Origin of the sequence: Klebsiella sp. DY2415 (genome assembly GCF_026314315.1) — a bacterium.
Taxonomy (GTDB): domain Bacteria; phylum Pseudomonadota; class Gammaproteobacteria; order Enterobacterales; family Enterobacteriaceae; genus Klebsiella; species Klebsiella ornithinolytica.
In genome coordinates, this window is sequence record NZ_CP111115.1 from 4,026,103 (window position 1) to 4,042,663 (window position 16,561).

Consider the following 16,561-nt stretch of genomic DNA (forward strand, 5'->3'; position numbering starts at 1 on the left):
CGTGCACACTCTTCTGGCAAACATCGGCTGATAAACGACTTTTTATGTGCACACTGCCCATCGCATTGTGTCACCCATGCCTTGATTTTGTTGGCATATCTCTTGCTACCTCTCTGCCATCGCCATTCGGATAGCCACTCAGAGGTTCCACAATGTCAAACAGCAATGATTTTCCGCTCGTCGAAGCGCCCGCCTCCGGGCGTAAGGGCCTGTTTTCGATCTCCATGGTTCTGTTCAGCTTTACCTTTTTTACCGGCACGATGTTCGCCGGCGGCAAACTTGGCGTCTCTTTTTCGATCGTCAACCTCCTGTGGATTGCGGCGATCGGTAACTTTCTGCTGGCTCTGTATGCCGCTTCCCTCGGCTGGATTGCCGCACGCAGCGGGCTGAATACCGTACTGATGGGCCGTTTTTGTTTCGGGGAAATCGGCAGCAAGCTCGCCGATTTTATTCTCGGCTTCGCCGAACTGGGCTGGTACGCCTGGGGTACCGCGACGGTCGCCATCTCGCTGGTCAAAATCCTCGCCCTGCCCGCCGCCATGACCATCCCGCTGATGATCCTGTTCGGTATCCTGTTCTGCGTCACCGCGCTGGTGGGCTACAAAGGGCTGGATGCGCTGTCGCGCGTGTCGGTGCCGCTGATGTTCATTCTGCTGGTGGTCTCGATGTACCTGGCCGCCCACCACGCCGGCGGCTGGCAGGCAATGACCAAAATCGCCCCGGGCGAGACCATGACCTGGTCGGCGGCGATCACCATGGTCTTCGGCACCTTCGCCAGCGGCGCCACCCAGGCGACCAACTGGACGCGGCTGGCCAACTCCAGCCGCACCGCTATCCTCGCCAGTATGAGCAGTTTCCTGATCGGTAACGGGCTGATGATTGTGGCCGGCGCCTGGTGCGCCATCGTCTACCAGCAGGCCGATATTGTGGAAGTGCTGATTTTGCAGGGGCTGTCGGTCGCCGCGGTGGTGATGCTGTGCCTCAACCTACTGACCATTCAGGGGCCGACGATTTATAACGTCTCGGCCGCCGCCTGCCACCTGCTGCGCAGCGAGCGCCGCCGCACCCTGACCGTGGTCGCCGCCGGCGTTGGCATTCTGCTGGCCATTGGCGGGATGTATGAAATGCTGATTCCTTTCCTGGTGCTGCTGGGCAGCATCATTCCGCCCATCGGTGGCGTTATCCTCGCCGACTACTGGTTTTATCGCGGCGGCCGCTATCCGCGGCTGCACACCGCCCGCTTACCGCGCTTTAACTGGCTGGGGCTGAGCGCCTACGCCGTGGGCGCGGTGGTGGCTTACCTGTCGCCGTGGATCGCCCCGCTGGTTGGCATTACCGTTTCCGCGCTGGTCTATATCGCGCTGACTCGTCTGAGCAAACGTCAGCCCGCCGCTGATTCGGTCGCGGAGCAGGAGTTATGAGCCTGACGGTCAGCGAAATCCTCGCTCTCGAGGGACTCTCGGCGATGCGGCTGCGCGCGGGGCAGCAGGGGCTCCAGCTGGCGGTGCGCTGGTACTACGTCGCGGAAAATGAAAATATCGCCGAATGGATCATGGGCGGAGAGCTGGTGTTTATCACCGGGATCAACCATCCCCGCGATGAAGACAACCTGATCCATCTGCTGATGGAGGGCAAGCAGCGCGGGATCGCCGGCATGGTGATCCTCACCGGGGACCAATATATTCAGACGATCCCGCCGCGATTGATCGCGCTGGCGGACGAGCTGGGCATTCCGCTGATCGAACAGCCCTATCTGCTCAAAATGGTGATCGTCACCGAACGCATCGGTACCGCGCTGGTGCGCAGCGAAAACGCGCTGCAGTCGCAGCGCGATATTCTGCTGCAGCTGTTAACCGGCGACTATCCCGATCTGCAAATCCTGCATCAACGCGCGCTCCACCAGCAGCTGGATTTTACCCGCCCGCTGCGAGTGGCGGCCCTGCGCCTGGAAGGGATCCCGCGCCTGTTTCGCCAGCTTCCGCCGGAGCAGGCCGAAGCCTGGCTCCAGCAGGCCCGCCGCACCGTGCGCCAGCGCCTGCAGCAGCAGCTCAATCAGCAGGGCAACCCCTTTCCCCTGGTCGAACGCAGCAATATGTTTCTTTTCCTGCTCCCGGATGAAGAAGGCGAGTTTTATCAGCACAAAAAGTGGCTCCAGGCGTGGCTGCATGCGCTGGCGGAAGGCGATGACGGGCTGTCGCTGCTGTGCGGTCTTTCGGCGCCGGTGCAGCAGCTGCAGGGCTATCAGCGCGCGCTGTCGCAGGCGCGTCAGGCGCTGGACCTCAGCGATAGCCTGCGTCCGGCCCAGCGTATCAGCGATTACCAGCAGCTGGGCTTTATCAAGCTGCTCTCCGCCGTCAGCGACCCCACCCTGCTGAGCGATTTTATGCACGACACCCTCGGCTGCCTGATCGAGCCCGATCGCAAAAGTCCGTGGCTGCTGATGGAGACGCTGGAAACGCTGCTTCAGGAGAGCGGTAACGTGGTCAGGGCCGCCGAACGACTGGGCATTCACCGCAACACGCTGCATCAGCGTATTCAACGTATTGAAAAGCTGACCCGCAATCCGGTCAGCCATCCGCAATTTCATCTCAACGCTTCGGTCGCCCTGGCGATCTGGCGTATGTCGCAAAACCATTTACGGGAACAACCATGAAAATCATCAACGCGCGTCTGCGCCATCAAGAAGCGCTCTATACCCTTGAATTACAGGACGGTCTGATTAACAGCATCACTCCGCAGGCCGCCGCGCAGGCGGCTGAAACCAGCGATATCGACGCGCAGCAAAAGCTGGTTATCCCGCCGTTCGTCGAGCCACATATCCACCTGGATGCTACCCTGACGGCGGGCGAGCCGGAGTGGAATATGAGCGGTACGCTGTTCGAGGGTATCGCCCGCTGGAGCCAGCGTAAAGAGAGCGTCACGGTAGAAGATACGCGCCAGCGGGCGCTGAAAACGATCGGTATGCTGCGCGATAACGGCGTACAGCACGTGCGCACCCACATCGATGTCACCGACCCCTCCCTGACCGCGCTTGAAGCGATGCTGGAGGTGAAAAAAGAGGCCGCCCATCTTATCGACCTGCAGATCGTCGCCTTTCCGCAGGAGGGAATTGAGTCCTTCCCCGGCGGGCGCGAGCTGATGACCCGCGCCATCGAAATGGGCGCCGACGTAGTGGGCGGCATTCCGCACTACGAAAACACCCGCGATAAGGGCGTCAGCTCCCTGAGCTTTTTAATGGACCTGGCCCAGCGCCACGGCTGCCTGGTGGACGTACACTGCGATGAAACCGACGACCCGCAGTCGCGTTTCCTCGAAGTGCTGGCGGAAGAGGCCCGGGTGCGCGGCATGGGCGCGCAGGTCACCGCCAGCCATACCTGCGCGATGGGTTCCTACGATAACGCCTACTGCTCGAAACTGTTCCGTCTGCTCAAGGCCTCGGGCATCAACTTTATCTCCTGCCCGACCGAAAGCATTCACCTGCAGGGGCGCTTCGACAGCTGGCCGAAACGCCGCGGCGTGACGCGGGTGGCGGAGCTGGACCGCGCCGGGATTAACGTCTGCTTTGCTCAGGACTCCATTCAGGATCCGTGGTACCCGCTGGGCAACGGCAACATCATGCGCATTCTCGACGCCGGGCTGCACATCTGCCATATGCTGGGCTATGAAGATTTGCAGCGCTGTCTCGATCTCATTACCGACAACAGCGCCCGTACGCTGTGCCTCGGCGACAACTACGGCATTGCCGAAGGACGCCCGGCAAACCTGCTGATCCTTGATGCGCATAACGACTATGACGCGGTGCGCCGTCAGGCCAAAGTGCTGACCTCCATTCGTCACGGCAAGATCATTATGCAGCGCCAGGCGGAACAGATTCACTACCCGGCCTAAGCGCAACGTTGACGCGGTACGCATCCCGCGTCAACCCGCTGCTCGCGCAGGGATTTATGTGATACCTTCTTACTACTTTTTTGTGCCGACCATGGGCTCCCGCGTCGGCATGGGCTTACTAAGAACAACCCGTACCCTGACACTATGAGCGAAAAAAAATGGATTAAGGCTGAGGATGTTGCCCGGCTCGCTGGGGTCTCCCGTTCCGCGGTATCCCGCACCTTTACGCCCGGCGCATCGGTGGCGGAAAAAACCCGGCAGAAGGTCCTCGCCGCGGCGGAAACGCTGGGCTATCAGGTCAATATCATCGCCCGCGCGATGAATACCGGCAGCAGCAACTTTATCGGCATCGTCACCGCCGGGTTTGATAACCCGTTCCGCAGCAAGCTGCTGTCGCCGCTGGTCCACCAGCTGGCGCTCAACGGGTTTATGCCGCTGCTGATGAACGCCGACGATCCGCAGCAGCTCGCCCCGTCGCTCAAGCAGCTGCTGAGCTATCACGTCGCGGGCGTCATTATCACCTCCGGAGCGCCGCCGCTGTCGCTGGCGGAGGAGTATCTGGAGCGAAAAATCCCGGTGACGCTGATCAACCGCCACGCCGATCTGGCCGGCTGCGATCGCGTATGCAGCGACAACGCGCAGGGGGCGAAGCTGGTGGCCGACCTGTTTGTTCAGCGCCAGTGGCGACAGGCCGGGTTTATCGGTGAAAGTCTGGATAACTTCAGCACCCGGCAGCGCTACGACGCGTTCATTGCCCATGCGCAAGGCATCGACGTTGCCGCGCACTTCTGCGAAAGCAGCGGCTATCAGGCGGGCTTTAGCGCCGCCAGGCAGCTGCTCGCCGCGCATCCGCAGCTGCAGGCGCTGTTCTGCGCCACCGATATGCTGGCGCTCGGCGCGCTGGACGGTCTGCGGGCGGACAATCCTGCCGCCTCGCTACCTGCCATTATCGGATTCGATGATATCCCGCAGGCGGACTGGCAGCCCTACCAGCTGACCACCGTGCAGCAGAATACCGCTCTGCTCGCCCACCATGCGGTGGATCTCCTGGTCACGAGGATCGCTAAATTCAACCTGCCGTCACGTCATCGCGAAGTGCCAGTGAAACTAATTGTTCGTCAGAGCGCGAAATGAAAAATTCATTTTATGCCAGCACGATCACAGAATATTATTTTTAATCCATCCACACTCACTTCGCCCTTCGGGGCTGTTTTTTTCACACACAATGCACACGTGTGCAAAATGGAGAATAAGCATGAAATCCCTGGAATCAGATGCGCTGCAGGCCCGCTATCGCCTGGCCTGCGAGCTGGCGCAAGCCGGTGCTGAACTGGCATTCGAATACTATCAGCAGCGCGACCGGCTGGCGGTGGATCATAAAGGCGACGACCTGCAGGACGTGGTCAGCGTCGCCGATAAGCGGGTCGAGGCGTTTGTTAAGCAGCGCATTATCAGCGCCTTTCCGCAGGATGGTTTTCTCGGCGAGGAGAGCGGAACGCAGATGCCTGACGCCCGCGTGCTGTGGGTTGTCGACCCTATCGACGGCACCAGCTGTTTTCTTAACGGCCTGCACACCTGGTGCCTGTCGATGGCCATCGTCGCCGATGGCGAACCGGTTATCGGCGTGGTGTACGACCCCAACCATCGCGAGCTGTTCCACGCCCTGAAAGGCCAGGGCGCATGGCTCAACGATGCGCCCATCGCTCCGCATCCGGCGACGACGGTCAAAGAGGGGGTGATGGGCGTCGGGACTTCGCACCGCGTGACGCCAGCGGTTTTTCTGCCCTTTCTCAATGCGCTGCTTAGCGACGGCGGCATGTTTATCCGCAACGGCTCCGGAGCGCTGATGAGTGCCTGGGCAGCGGCTGGCCGGCTCATCGGTTACTACGAACCGCACATGAACCCGTGGGACGGGCTGCCGGGGCTGGTGCTGATGCGCGAAGCCGGCGGCCTGAGCAATGACTATCTGGCGGAGGATGGGATTCGTCATGGCAACCCGCTGCTGCTGGCCAGCAAGACGCTCTATCCACAATTAAAAAACATGCTTTATCACCCATTACCTTAACCCGTATCGGGTCAGGCTTTATCTGATTATGTACTCTACACAAAGACAATATGCCCTCAATAATTCGAGTTGCAGGACAAGGCACTTTTGCCGTGAACAGCGCTTGCGCTGGCCCATAAGGGGCGAGGCCGGGTAACGCGGCAAGTGAGCGGGGTGAACGACAAATCTGTCTGGAACAGATTTGAACGCCGTGTAGCGGCTGCCCGTAAGGGCGAGGCCCATGAATGGGTCGAGTAGACCGCAGCCAACGCACATGCAACTTGAAGTATGACGGGGATAAACCTCACGGACGAACCACGCTAATCAGTCAGGCCTCCGACCTTCGGAGATACCATTATGTCTGGAAGAATTATCGCATTTTTTCGCGCTTCGCCGCCCAAAGCAGGCGCGCAGTTCGATGAACAACGCTTTCGCCGCGTACGCTGGCAAACATTTTTAGCCATGACCGTCGCCTACGTGACCTTTTACGTCTGTCGGCTGTCATTTACCGTCGCCAAAAGCGCGCTCGTCGAGCTGGGTATTTCTCCTACCGAGCTGGGCATGATCGGCTCGGCGCTGTTTTTCAGCTACGCCATCGGCAAACTGGTTAATGGTTTCGTTGCCGATCATGCCAATGTGGTTCGCTATATGAGTCTCGGCCTGCTGCTGAGCGCCGGGATGAACCTGATGATGGGGATGACCAGCAATGCCCTGCTGCTGGCGGTTTTCTGGGGGATCAACGGCTGGGCGCAATCGATGGGGGTCGGTCCCTGTGCGGTATCGCTGGCCCGCTGGTACGGTTATAAAGAGCGCGGCACCTTTTATGGTATCTGGTCAACCGCCCACAACATCGGCGAAGCGCTGACCTACATGGTGATCGCCGCCGTCATTGCGGGTTTTGGCTGGCAAATGGGCTATTTGTCCACGGCAGCGCTCGGCGCCGTCGGGGTGGCGCTGTTGCTGCTGTTTATGCGCGACTCACCGCAAAGCTGCGGCTTCCCGTCAATCAACGTGATTCGCGACGAACCGCAGGAAGAGGCGGAAGTCCGCGGCTCGGTGTTTAAAAACCAGCTGCTGGCGCTGCGCAATCCGGCCCTGTGGACGCTGGCAATGGCCTCGGCGTTTATGTATATCGATCGCTACGCGGTGAACTCGTGGGGGATCTTCTTTCTCGAGCAGGATAAAGCCTACTCTACCCTTGAAGCCTCCGGAATTATCGGGGTTAACGCCATCGCGGGTATTGCCGGCACCATTATCGCCGGCGTGCTCTCCGACCGCCTCTTCCCGCGTAACCGCAGCGTGATGGCCGGGTTTATCAGCCTGCTCAACACCGGAGGCTTTGCGCTGATGCTCTGGTCGCCGCACGGCTACTACACCGACATTCTGGCGATGATTATCTTCGGCGCCACCATTGGCGCATTGACCTGCTTCCTTGGCGGACTGATTGCGGTCGATATTTCGTCGCGCAAAGCCGCGGGGGCAGCGCTCGGCACCATCGGTATCGCCAGCTACGCGGGTGCGGGACTCGGCGAGTTTCTCACCGGCATCATCATCGATAAAACATCGATTATCGAAAATGGCAAAACGCTGTACGACTTCAGTACGCTGTCGCTGTTTTGGGTAGGCGCCGGCGTGATGTCCGCGCTATTCTGTTTTACCACCGCGGCGATTGTCGCCAGACGACACGCGATAGAACGCCAGACCTCATTCTCGTCGTAACCATTTAATCTATAAGGAATATTTTATGATGCCTGTACGACATCAGGTTTTACTACGCTTGTTGTTTGCCTGCGCCCTGCCGCTGCTGGTCGCACCGGGGCATGCCGCCGCGCAGTTTGAGCTGGAAAAAGTGGTTGAACTCAGCCGCCACGGCATTCGCCCGCCGACGCCGGGCAACCGGGAAGCCATCGACGCCGCGACCCAGCGTTCGTGGCCCCAGTGGACCACCCGCGACGGCGAGCTGACCGGCCATGGCTATGCCGCGGTGGTCAATAAAGGGCGCGAAGAGGGCGTGCGCTTTCGCCAGCTGGGCCTGCTGACGGCGGGCTGCCCGGCGAACGGCGAAATTTACGTTCGCGCCAGCCCCCTGCAGCGCACGCGGGCCACCGCCCAGGCGCTGGTGGACGGCGCCTTTCCCGGCTGCGGCGTAGCCATTCATTACGTCAGCGGCGACGCCGATCCGCTGTTTCAGACCGATAAGTTTGCCGCCACGCAAACCGATCCCGCCCGCCAACTGGCGGCAGTGAAAGATAAAGCCGGCGATCTGGCACAGCGTCGGCAGGCGCTGGCTCCGGTGATTCAGCTGCTGAAAAATGCGGTCTGCGTGCCGGACAATCCTTGTCCGGCGTTCGACCAGCCGTGGCAGGTCGAGCAGAGCAAAAGCGGCAAAACGTCGATTAGTGGACTGAGCGTGATGGCCAATATGGTTGAGACGCTACGCCTGGGCTGGAGCGAAAATCTGCCTCTCAGCCAACTGGCGTGGGGTAACATCACCCGCTCCAGCCAGATCACCGCCCTGCTGCCGCTGCTGACGGAGAACTACGATCTGAGCAACGATGTGTTTTATACCGCGCAAAAACGCGGTTCGATTCTGCTCAACGCCATGCTGGAGGGGGTCAAAGAAGGCGCCACGCCGGACGTGCGCTGGCTACTGCTGGTGGCGCACGACACCAATATCGCCATGGTGCGTACGTTAATGGATTTTAGCTGGCAGTTGCCGGGGTACAGCCGGGGCAGTATCCCGCCGGGCAGCAGCCTGGTCCTGGAACGCTGGCGCGATACCCATAGCGGTAAACGCTATCTGCGCGTCTACTTCCAGGCGCAAAGTCTGGACGATTTACGTCGTCTGCAAATCCCGGACAGCCAGCATCCGCTGCTGCGCCAGGAGTGGCGTCAAGCGGGCTGCCAGACGACCGAAGTCGGAACCCTGTGCCCTTACCAGGCGGCGCTGACAACGCTCGGCCGGCATATCGATCCGCACGCGGCTCCGGCGGTCGATATGGTTCTGCCGTGATTGGGCGATCGTGCCCGCACGCTTGTCAGGCGGCGGCTGACGCCTCTCCTGACCGACAAAAGCCGATCTGATCCCGCCCCGTAAGCCCGGTAAGGCGTCAGCCGCCGCCGGGTATTTTAAAGAGGCGCGTTACTCATATAGCCTGACAGGAAGCGATGGGAATCACTGCGCTTTAACTCAGGCTTTTTCCGCTGCAAACGCCCCGGCCGCCACCTGTTCCGGGGTGACCACGCCGCTATCCAGCACCCAGCCGCTAATTAATGCCGCGGGGGTGACGTCAAATGCCGGATTGTAAACGGCGGCATCTTTCGGCGCCCACTGCACCGCGCCAAAGCTGCCGGCGACGCCGGTCACTTCCGCTGGCGCCCGCTGCTCAATCGGAATCGCCTCGCCGTTCGGACAGTGGCGATCGAGGGTGGTTTGCGGTGCCGCCACGTAGAACGGAATACCGTGATACTTCGCCAGTACCGCCAGGGAATAGGTGCCGATCTTATTCGCCACATCGCCGTTAGCGGCGATCCGGTCAGCCCCGACCCATACGGCGTCAACCTCTCCTTTGGCCATCAGGCTGGCGGCCATCGAATCGGTAATCAGCCGGTAAGGCACCCCCAGTTCACCCAGCTCCCAGGCGGTCAGCCGACCGCCCTGCAGCAGCGGTCGCGTCTCGTCGACCCAGACATTTTCCACCAGCCCGCGCTGATGGGCCAGCGCAATCACCCCCAGCGCCGTCCCTACGCCCGCCGTTGCCAGACCGCCGGTATTACAATGCGTCAGCAGGCGGCTGCCCGGCGTCACCAGTGCGCTGCCCGCCTCGGCAATGCTGGCGCACAGCTGTTTATCTTCTGCGATCAGACGCAGCGCTTCCTCTTCCAGTGCCTGGGCATGGTTCTCTTCCGCCAGCGCCAGCTTCATGCGATCGAGATTATTCATCAGGTTTACCGCCGTCGGGCGCGCGGCCCGCAGCGTTTCCAGTGCCTGGGCCAGTTCATCCCGGCTGAGGCCGCGCCGGGCCAGAAGCGCCAGCAGCAGGCTGGCCGACAGGCCGATTAGCGGCGCCCCGCGTACCCGCAGGGCGTGAATATGGTCCACCAGCAACGAAACGTTATCCGCCGCCAGCCAGCGTTTTTCCTGCGGCAATGCCTGCTGATCAAGAATAAAAAGCTGATTTTCGCTTACCCGCAGGCTGGTGGTCTGTAGTGTCTGCATATCGTTAAATCCCTGTTGCGTTGTTGTATCACATTGTGTCAGGATGAAATCCAGAAGTATAGACGTCTGAACGGCTTAATCAGAACTTTTGAGGATCGAGGCAATGTCGCAATACCATACCTTCACCCCCGGCGATGCCGTGGCATACGCACAACAATTTGGCGGCATCGATGACCCGTCGGAGCTGGTGTCCGCGCAGGAAGTGGGGGACGGTAACCTCAACCTGGTCTTTAAGATTTATGATACCCACGGCGTGAGCCGCGTTGTCGTGAAGCAGGCCCTACCCTACGTTCGCTGCGTCGGTGAATCCTGGCCGCTGACCCTCGACCGCGCTCGTCTCGAGGCGCAAACCCTGGTGGCACACTACCAGCACGCCCCGCAGCACACGGTGAAAATCCACCACTTCGACCCCGAACTGGCGGTGATGGTGATGGAAGATCTCTCCGATCACCGTATCTGGCGCGGCGAGCTGATTAACAATGTTTACTATCCGCAGGCCGCCAGCCAGCTGGGGGAATATCTGGCCCAGGCGCTGTTTCATACCAGTGATTTCTACCTCCATCCGCATGAGAAAAAGGCTCAGGTCGCCCGGTTTATCAATCCGGAGATGTGCGAAATCACCGAAGACCTGTTTTTCAACGACCCGTACCAGGTTCACGAACGCAATAACTACCCGGCCGAACTGGAAGCTGAAGTGGCCGCCCTGCGTGACGACGCGTCGCTCAGGCTGGCAGTCGCGTCGCTGAAACATCGCTTCTTCTCGCATACCGAAGCATTGCTACACGGCGATATTCACAGCGGCTCCATTTTTGTTGCCGAGGACAGTTTTAAAGCCATCGATGCGGAGTTCGGCTATTTCGGCCCGATAGGTTTTGATATCGGTACCGCCATCGGCAACCTGCTGCTGAACTACTGCGGCCTGCCGGGGCATCTGGGCATTCGCGATGCCGCCGCGGCTCGCGAACAGCGTCTGCACGATATTCAGACGCTGTGGAATACTTTTGCCGAACGCTTCCACTCTCTGGCAGCGGAGAAAACGCGCGATGCGGCGCTGGCCTGGCCCGGCTATGCCTCCGCGTTCCTGAAAAAAGTATGGAACGACGCGATTGGCTTCTGCGGCACCGAGCTGATTCGCCGCAGCGTCGGCCTGTCCCACGTCGCCGATATAGAGACGATTCAGGATGAGGCCATGCGCCACGAGTGCCTGCGCCACGCAATCACCCTGGGTAAAGCGCTGATTGTGATTGCCGACCGTATCGACAGCGTCGAAGAGCTGGTGGCACGGGTGCGCCAGTACAGCTAAGCGCAGTCTGTATGCCGGGTGGCGGCTGACGCCTTACCCGGCCTACGGCCCTTTGACATCTTCCCGACCTACGCGCCTGACGCCTTATCCGGCATCTCGTCCGGGGTTTTGTAGGCCGGGTAAGCGCAGCGCCACCCGGCAAAAAACTACCCGAGATACTCAATCACCGACAACCCGCCGTTGTAATCCGTGCTGTAGATAATTCCCTGCGCATCAACAAACACATCGCAGGACTGAATGACCTGCGGGCGACCCGGACGGGTATCCATCATTTTCGCCGGTGCGGCCGGTACCAGCGCCCCGGTCTCCACCGGACGATAAGGGTTGGAGATATCGTAAGCGCGAACGCCCGCATTCTGGTAAGTGGCAAAAATCAGCGTTGAGCTAATGAAACTACCGGGGCGATTCTCATGCAGATTATGCGGACCAAAGTGCGCCCCTTTTGCCACGTAGTCGGCTTCATCCGGCGGCGGGAACGTGGCGATACTCACCGGGTTTGTCGGTTCGCGGATATCAAACAGCCAGATCAGCTTCTCCCCATCCTGCTGGTTATCAAGCACCGCTTCATCCAGCACCACCAGCAGATCCCTGTCCGGCAGCGGCAGCGCCGTATGGGTTCCGCCGCCAAACGGCGGGCTCCAGTTGCGATGGCTAATCAGCGTCGGCTGTGTTCTGTCCTTCACGTCGAGCAGCGTCAGGCCACCGTCGCGCCAGCTACCGTAGGCGGTATCCCCGGCGATAATGGCGTGATGCAACGCGTAGCGCTTGCCCTGTGGCCAGTCCGCCGTCTCCCCTGCCGCCAGGTTCATCCCCGGCAACCACCAGCGTCCGGCCACTTCCGGTTTGCGCGGATCCGCCAGATCGATGGTCAGGAAGATATAATCGCTAAAACCGTCGATCAGCGCAGAAACGTAGGCCCAACGACCGCCAACGTACCAGATTCGATGAATGCCGATACCGCTGAGCGACAAAAAACCTATCTCGCGCGGATGCTCCGGATGCGAAATATCGAACACCCGCAGCCCGGCGCTCCAGCCCTTATCCTGCACATCGCTGACCGTCTCGCCCACCGAACGGGTGTAGTAAACTTTCTCGTCGGCAAAGCGAGCGTCGGCAAACAGATCGCGGGCATTGATGACCAGCAGCAGATCATCATGCGCCTGCAAATGCACGTTCCAGGTCCCCGGCGGCGCGGCGATGTAGTTTACCGCTTTCGGACGCGCCGGATCGCGAACGTCGACCACCGAAAAGCCCTGCGATACCATATGACCGATATACGCAAAGCCACGGTGCACCATGAGCTGGACGCCGTCCGGGCGTCCTCCCTGATCGCTATGCCCAATCAGCCGCATATTGCGGCTGTAGTCGGGGCGCGGTAATTCAGTCTCAGTCACCTTGAGCTCCTTTTGCCGGATAGCGGCAGCGCCTTATCGGGCCGACGAAACCGCAGACCCGGTAAGCGCAGCGCCAACGGGCGTTACTTGTTTCTTGCTTCCAGCGTGGCAAACCACGGGGCGATAAAGTCTTCCGTCTGGCCCCAGCCCGGAATGATTTTACCCAGCGAGGCAACGTTCACCGCCCCCGGCTGCGCCGCCAGCAGCGCCTGCGGAATAGCCGCCGCTTTGAAGTCATAGGTTGCAGGAGTCGGCTCCCCGGCAATCTTATTGGCGATCAGGCGCACGTTAGTGGCGCCGATAAGCTTCGGATCCACCGCCACGCTCACTTTCCACGGGCTGCCGGATTCACGCATCAGCTGCAAATCCTGGTTAGAAATATCAATGCTGTAGAGTTTGATTTCGCTGCGGCCGTTCTCCTTTAGCGCTTTATAAGCCCCCTGGCTGAACGCATCCCAGGTTCCCCAAATCGCATCGATCTTGCCTTTCGGATATTTCGCCAGAATCGCCCCAACTTTATTGGCGGTATCGCCCTGCACGTCGGAAGAGACGGCGCCAATCGACTCCAGCTCTTTAATCCCCGGGTTTTGCTTAAGCAGCGTCTGGTACGCGGCCTGGCGGCGTTCCATCGGCGGGAAGCCGGCGACCCACAGTTTGACGATGTTGGCTTTACCGTTGAAATCTTTCACCAGTTGGCCAAAGGAGAGCTCGGTCAGCGAAGCGTCATCCTGCTGGGTGACGGTGACACCCGGGATCTCGCCGTTAACCGCAGTATCGAACACGGCAACTTTAATCCCGGCGTCCACCGCTTTTTTCACCAGCGCGGTCGAGTACGGATCGCGTCCCTGGGAGAGAATAATGCCGTCGTATTTCTGGCTAATCGCTTGGTTAACGAAGTCCTGGAATTTGGCGTCATCGCCGTTGCTCAGGAAGGTGCTGATTTTGAAACCGAGCTTTTTACCCTCCTGGATGGCCCCGGAGACAAACTGGGTGGTGTTATCGTCGGAACCAAGATTACGGATCACCGCGATACGAATCGGGCCGCTATGTTCGGCAATCGCCGCCGGAATCGGCGTCGGAGTTTCAGCAAAGGCCGCCGCAGAGTTGAACAACCCCAATGCGATGAGTGAAAGCGTTATCTTTTTCATGGTGTTTACCCTGTAAAATTTTATGTGCGGCGCTGAAAGTAGGTCAGTGCGAGCGCGCCAGCCAGCACCAGCCCTTTAATAATGTCCATGGCGTAGTACGGCACCGACAGCATCACCAGGCCGTTGGAGAGCACGCCAAGAATCACCGCCCCCACCAGCGTGCCCAGCGCGTTCGGTTTACCTGAACCCGCCAGTGAAAAGCCTATCCACGCCGCCGCCACCGCATCCATCAGGTAGCCGCTGCCGGCATTAACCTGCGAGGAACCGATGCGCGAGGCCAGTAAAATGCCGCCCAGCCCGGCCAGCAGCGAGGCGATAACATAGGCCGCCACTTTATAACGGGTGATGCGCAGCCCGGAGAGCCGTGCGGCCTCTGGGTTTCCGCCGATGGCGTACATTCTCCGCCCGTGCGTGGTGAACGAGAGCGCCAGCTGAGCCACCACGGTCACCACCAGCATCACGATCACAATCGTAGGCACCTGTCCCAGCGCACCGAAGGCGGCCGGAATCACCCCTTCCGCCATGTCGCCACTCGGCAATACCATGTTCTCGGTAATCGAGCCGCCGTAGCTGTAGGTCATTGCCACGCCCTGAATCACAAACAGGCTGGCGAGGGTAGCCAGCATGTCGGGAATGCGCAGGACGACAATCAAAAAAGCGTTGAACAGCCCCACCAGCGTACAGAGCGCCAGGGTGATAAGGATCGCCTCGGTGGTGCCGAAGCCGTGCCAGACAAACAGCGAAATCACCAGCGCGTTTGCCAGCGAAGCCGTTGACCCCACCGACAGGTCAAAGCCGCCAATGGTTAACGACACAGAGACGCCGATCGCAATCACCGTCACGATGGCGATGGAGCGCAAAATGTTGATGATGTTGAACGGGTCGAGGAAGTTGTCCGAGGCGAGGCCAAAAACGGCAATCAGCGCCACCACGGTCAGCAACATGCCCCATTTATAAAGAAAATCAAAAAATCGCTGACGACCCGATGCCGTCGCGTTAACTGTCAGGGCCTTGCTCACGCTGCTGCTCCTCCGGTGGAGTAATAAAGTAGTGTCTCTTCCCGGGCCTCAGCGCCCGGAATTTCTGCGACGATACGGCCATCCCACAACACGCAAATGCGGTCGCACAATCCCACCAGTTCAGAGAATTCGCCCGAGGCATAGATAATCCCCTTCCCGTCTCGCGCCAGCCCGTCGATCAGGGTGAACAGGTCGGTTTTTGCTTTCACATCGACACCCTTGGTCGGCTCATCGAATATCAAGACGTTGGCGTTGCCGCGCAGCCATTTGCCGATCGCCACTTTCTGCTGATTGCCGCCGGAAAGCCGGCGCAGGGTCTGAGCCGGACCGGTGGTACGAATCCCGATCCGGGCGATCACCTCTTCCGCCCAGCGCCACGCCTGGCGATGGCCGAACAGGCTCCAGCGCGAAAAGCTGTTATCGGCGCTGACCGCCAGGTTCATGCCGATCGGTTCTTCGATAAAAATGCCCTCTTTGCGTCGCTCTTCCGGTACCAGCGCCAGCCCGCGCAGCACAGAATCTGCCGGGTCGCGAGGCCGCCACGGCTGGCTGTTCAACTCCCCGCGCGTCAGGCGGCTTTTGCTGGCGCCAAACAGCGCTTTGCACAGTTCGGTTTTTCCCGCGCCGGCCAGACCGGCGATACCGAGAATTTCGCCTTTGCGCAGCCGCAGCGAAATATCCTGCAACAGCCCCTCGTCATGCAGACCGTCAACCTGTAACAGAACTTCTTCGCCGTGGGGCGGGCGTTTCGGCGGGAAGATATCGCTCAGCTCGTGGCCGAGCATCTTCTCGACGATCTGCTCGCCGCTCAGATCGTGCATCGGGCTGCTTTCAATCAGCTTTCCGTCGCGCAATACCGTCAGGGTGTCGCAGATAGCCTTCAGCTCATGAATACGGTGGGAGATGAACACCACGCCGATCCCCTGCTGCTGCAGACGGCGTACCACTGTAAACAGGCGCTCACTTTCATGTTGATCCAACGGCGCGGTGGGTTCATCCAGAATTAAAAACCGGCAATGGTGCGACAGCGCGCGGGCCAGCAGAATTTGCTGCTTCTCGGCCAGGGTACAGCTGTCGATGGGGCGACGCACATCGAGCGTAATATCCAGCTGGGCCAGAGCCTCGCGCGCCTGCTCACGCACTGCGCGCCAGCTGAAGCCCAGCCCCGGCTCCGCCAGACGATCCAGCATAATGTTCTCCGCAATGGACAGGCCGGGTACCAGCGCCACATCGACCTCCTGCTGCACCAGATGAATGCCCAGCAGTTTCGCATCCCGCGGCGAGCGAACGCTCACCGGCTGATTATTGATGACGATCTCGCCCTCATAATGGGCGTGCGTTCCGCACAGCACCGCCATCAGCGTCGATTTCCCCGCCCCGTTAGCACCGGTCAGCGCGTGTACCGACCCTCCCCGCAGGGTGAACGCCACATTGCTCAGCGCCCTGAAACCGGAAAAGGCCAGATTAATGTTGTTCATCTCAAGACGATTCACTGTCATCCGCCGGGACCTTTACGATTAATATTCTGATTTAACGAATTTTTCAC

13 protein-coding genes are annotated in these 16,561 nt (G+C 60.0%); 8 read left to right on the forward strand and 5 right to left on the reverse strand.

Translation table 11 applies throughout. The features are described 5' to 3' along the window. Positions 1 to 152 precede the first annotated feature (152 nt). The 7 genes from codB to OQV00_RS19260 all read left to right on the forward strand — a co-directional run bounded on the left by codB (position 153) and on the right by OQV00_RS19260 (position 8,945). The gene (gene codB, locus OQV00_RS19230; protein ID WP_015584911.1) at positions 153 to 1,421 is read left to right on the forward strand and encodes a cytosine permease; all 1,269 of its coding nucleotides are present in this window, start codon (positions 153 to 155) and stop codon (positions 1,419 to 1,421) included. Further along, positions 1,418 to 2,653 carry a PucR family transcriptional regulator gene (locus tag OQV00_RS19235; protein WP_015584912.1) on the forward strand — a complete coding sequence of 412 codons (1,236 nt, stop codon included), beginning with the start codon at positions 1,418 to 1,420 and terminating at the stop codon, positions 2,651 to 2,653. Before codB ends, OQV00_RS19235 begins: the two co-directional genes overlap by 4 nt. Continuing rightward, on the forward strand, positions 2,650 to 3,888 hold the full coding sequence (gene codA / locus OQV00_RS19240) for a cytosine deaminase (RefSeq protein ID WP_004859424.1): 1,239 nt from the start codon (positions 2,650 to 2,652) through the stop codon (positions 3,886 to 3,888). The genes OQV00_RS19235 and codA overlap by 4 nt, the downstream gene beginning before the upstream one ends. Positions 3,889 to 4,032: 144 nt before the next feature. After that, complete coding sequence (locus OQV00_RS19245) at positions 4,033 to 5,022, forward strand: LacI family DNA-binding transcriptional regulator (protein ID WP_004859419.1); 990 nt, start codon at positions 4,033 to 4,035, stop codon at positions 5,020 to 5,022. Positions 5,023 to 5,143: 121 nt separating this feature from the next. Beyond that, a complete protein-coding gene (locus OQV00_RS19250) occupies positions 5,144 to 5,953 on the forward strand; it encodes an inositol monophosphatase family protein (RefSeq protein WP_004859418.1) in 810 nt (269 codons plus the stop codon). Between the two features lie 336 nt (positions 5,954 to 6,289). Then, positions 6,290 to 7,651 carry an MFS transporter gene (locus OQV00_RS19255; RefSeq protein WP_088402172.1) on the forward strand — a complete coding sequence of 454 codons (1,362 nt, stop codon included), beginning with the start codon at positions 6,290 to 6,292 and terminating at the stop codon, positions 7,649 to 7,651. Positions 7,652 to 7,676: 25 nt separating this feature from the next. Then, a complete protein-coding gene (locus OQV00_RS19260) occupies positions 7,677 to 8,945 on the forward strand; it encodes a histidine-type phosphatase (RefSeq protein WP_266279245.1) in 1,269 nt (422 codons plus the stop codon). Positions 8,946 to 9,122: 177 nt separating this feature from the next. On the opposite strand, the gene mtnA is transcribed toward OQV00_RS19260, so the two are convergent. Beyond that, positions 9,123 to 10,151 carry an S-methyl-5-thioribose-1-phosphate isomerase gene (gene mtnA, locus OQV00_RS19265; protein WP_004859407.1) on the reverse strand — a complete coding sequence of 343 codons (1,029 nt, stop codon included), beginning with the start codon at positions 10,149 to 10,151 and terminating at the stop codon, positions 9,123 to 9,125. Positions 10,152 to 10,254: 103 nt separating this feature from the next. Here mtnA and mtnK point away from each other — a divergent pair, with 103 nt between their 5' ends. Further along, a complete protein-coding gene (mtnK, locus tag OQV00_RS19270; protein WP_004859402.1) occupies positions 10,255 to 11,454 on the forward strand; it encodes an S-methyl-5-thioribose kinase in 1,200 nt (399 codons plus the stop codon). Positions 11,455 to 11,600: 146 nt separating this feature from the next. Here mtnK and OQV00_RS19275 read toward each other — a convergent pair whose 3' ends face one another. The 4 genes from OQV00_RS19275 to OQV00_RS19290 all read right to left on the reverse strand — a co-directional run bounded on the left by OQV00_RS19275 (position 11,601) and on the right by OQV00_RS19290 (position 16,514). After that, positions 11,601 to 12,806: an LVIVD repeat-containing protein gene (locus OQV00_RS19275; protein WP_044349695.1), complete on the reverse strand. Its 1,206-nt coding sequence runs from the start codon at positions 12,804 to 12,806 to the stop codon at positions 11,601 to 11,603. 125 nt (positions 12,807 to 12,931) lie between these two features. After that, complete coding sequence (locus tag OQV00_RS19280) at positions 12,932 to 13,996, reverse strand: sugar ABC transporter substrate-binding protein (RefSeq protein WP_180850141.1); 1,065 nt, start codon at positions 13,994 to 13,996, stop codon at positions 12,932 to 12,934. Between the two features lie 20 nt (positions 13,997 to 14,016). After that, complete coding sequence (locus OQV00_RS19285; RefSeq protein WP_004859391.1) at positions 14,017 to 15,015, reverse strand: ABC transporter permease; 999 nt, start codon at positions 15,013 to 15,015, stop codon at positions 14,017 to 14,019. Further along, positions 15,012 to 16,514, reverse strand: coding sequence for a sugar ABC transporter ATP-binding protein (locus OQV00_RS19290; protein ID WP_004859389.1), 1,503 nt, complete (start codon positions 16,512 to 16,514; stop codon positions 15,012 to 15,014). Before OQV00_RS19290 ends, OQV00_RS19285 begins: the two co-directional genes overlap by 4 nt. Positions 16,515 to 16,561 lie beyond the last annotated feature (47 nt).

Bases quoted from the DNA above. Each gene is read 5' to 3' on its own strand.
- codB (WP_015584911.1), top strand. From the start codon at position 153: ATGTCAAACAGCAATGATTTTCCGCTCGTCGAAGCGCCCGCCTCCGGG.
- OQV00_RS19235 (WP_015584912.1), top strand. From the start codon at position 1,418: ATGAGCCTGACGGTCAGCGAAATCCTCGCTCTCGAGGGACTCTCGGCG.
- codA (WP_004859424.1), top strand. From the start codon at position 2,650: ATGAAAATCATCAACGCGCGTCTGCGCCATCAAGAAGCGCTCTATACC.
- OQV00_RS19245 (WP_004859419.1), top strand. From the start codon at position 4,033: ATGAGCGAAAAAAAATGGATTAAGGCTGAGGATGTTGCCCGGCTCGCT.
- OQV00_RS19250 (WP_004859418.1), top strand. From the start codon at position 5,144: ATGAAATCCCTGGAATCAGATGCGCTGCAGGCCCGCTATCGCCTGGCC.
- OQV00_RS19255 (WP_088402172.1), top strand. From the start codon at position 6,290: ATGTCTGGAAGAATTATCGCATTTTTTCGCGCTTCGCCGCCCAAAGCA.
- OQV00_RS19260 (WP_266279245.1), top strand. From the start codon at position 7,677: ATGATGCCTGTACGACATCAGGTTTTACTACGCTTGTTGTTTGCCTGC.
- mtnA (WP_004859407.1), bottom strand. From the start codon at position 10,151: ATGCAGACACTACAGACCACCAGCCTGCGGGTAAGCGAAAATCAGCTT.
- mtnK (WP_004859402.1), top strand. From the start codon at position 10,255: ATGTCGCAATACCATACCTTCACCCCCGGCGATGCCGTGGCATACGCA.
- OQV00_RS19275 (WP_044349695.1), bottom strand. From the start codon at position 12,806: ATGCGGCTGATTGGGCATAGCGATCAGGGAGGACGCCCGGACGGCGTC.
- OQV00_RS19280 (WP_180850141.1), bottom strand. From the start codon at position 13,996: ATGAAAAAGATAACGCTTTCACTCATCGCATTGGGGTTGTTCAACTCT.
- OQV00_RS19290 (WP_004859389.1), bottom strand. From the start codon at position 16,514: ATGACAGTGAATCGTCTTGAGATGAACAACATTAATCTGGCCTTTTCC.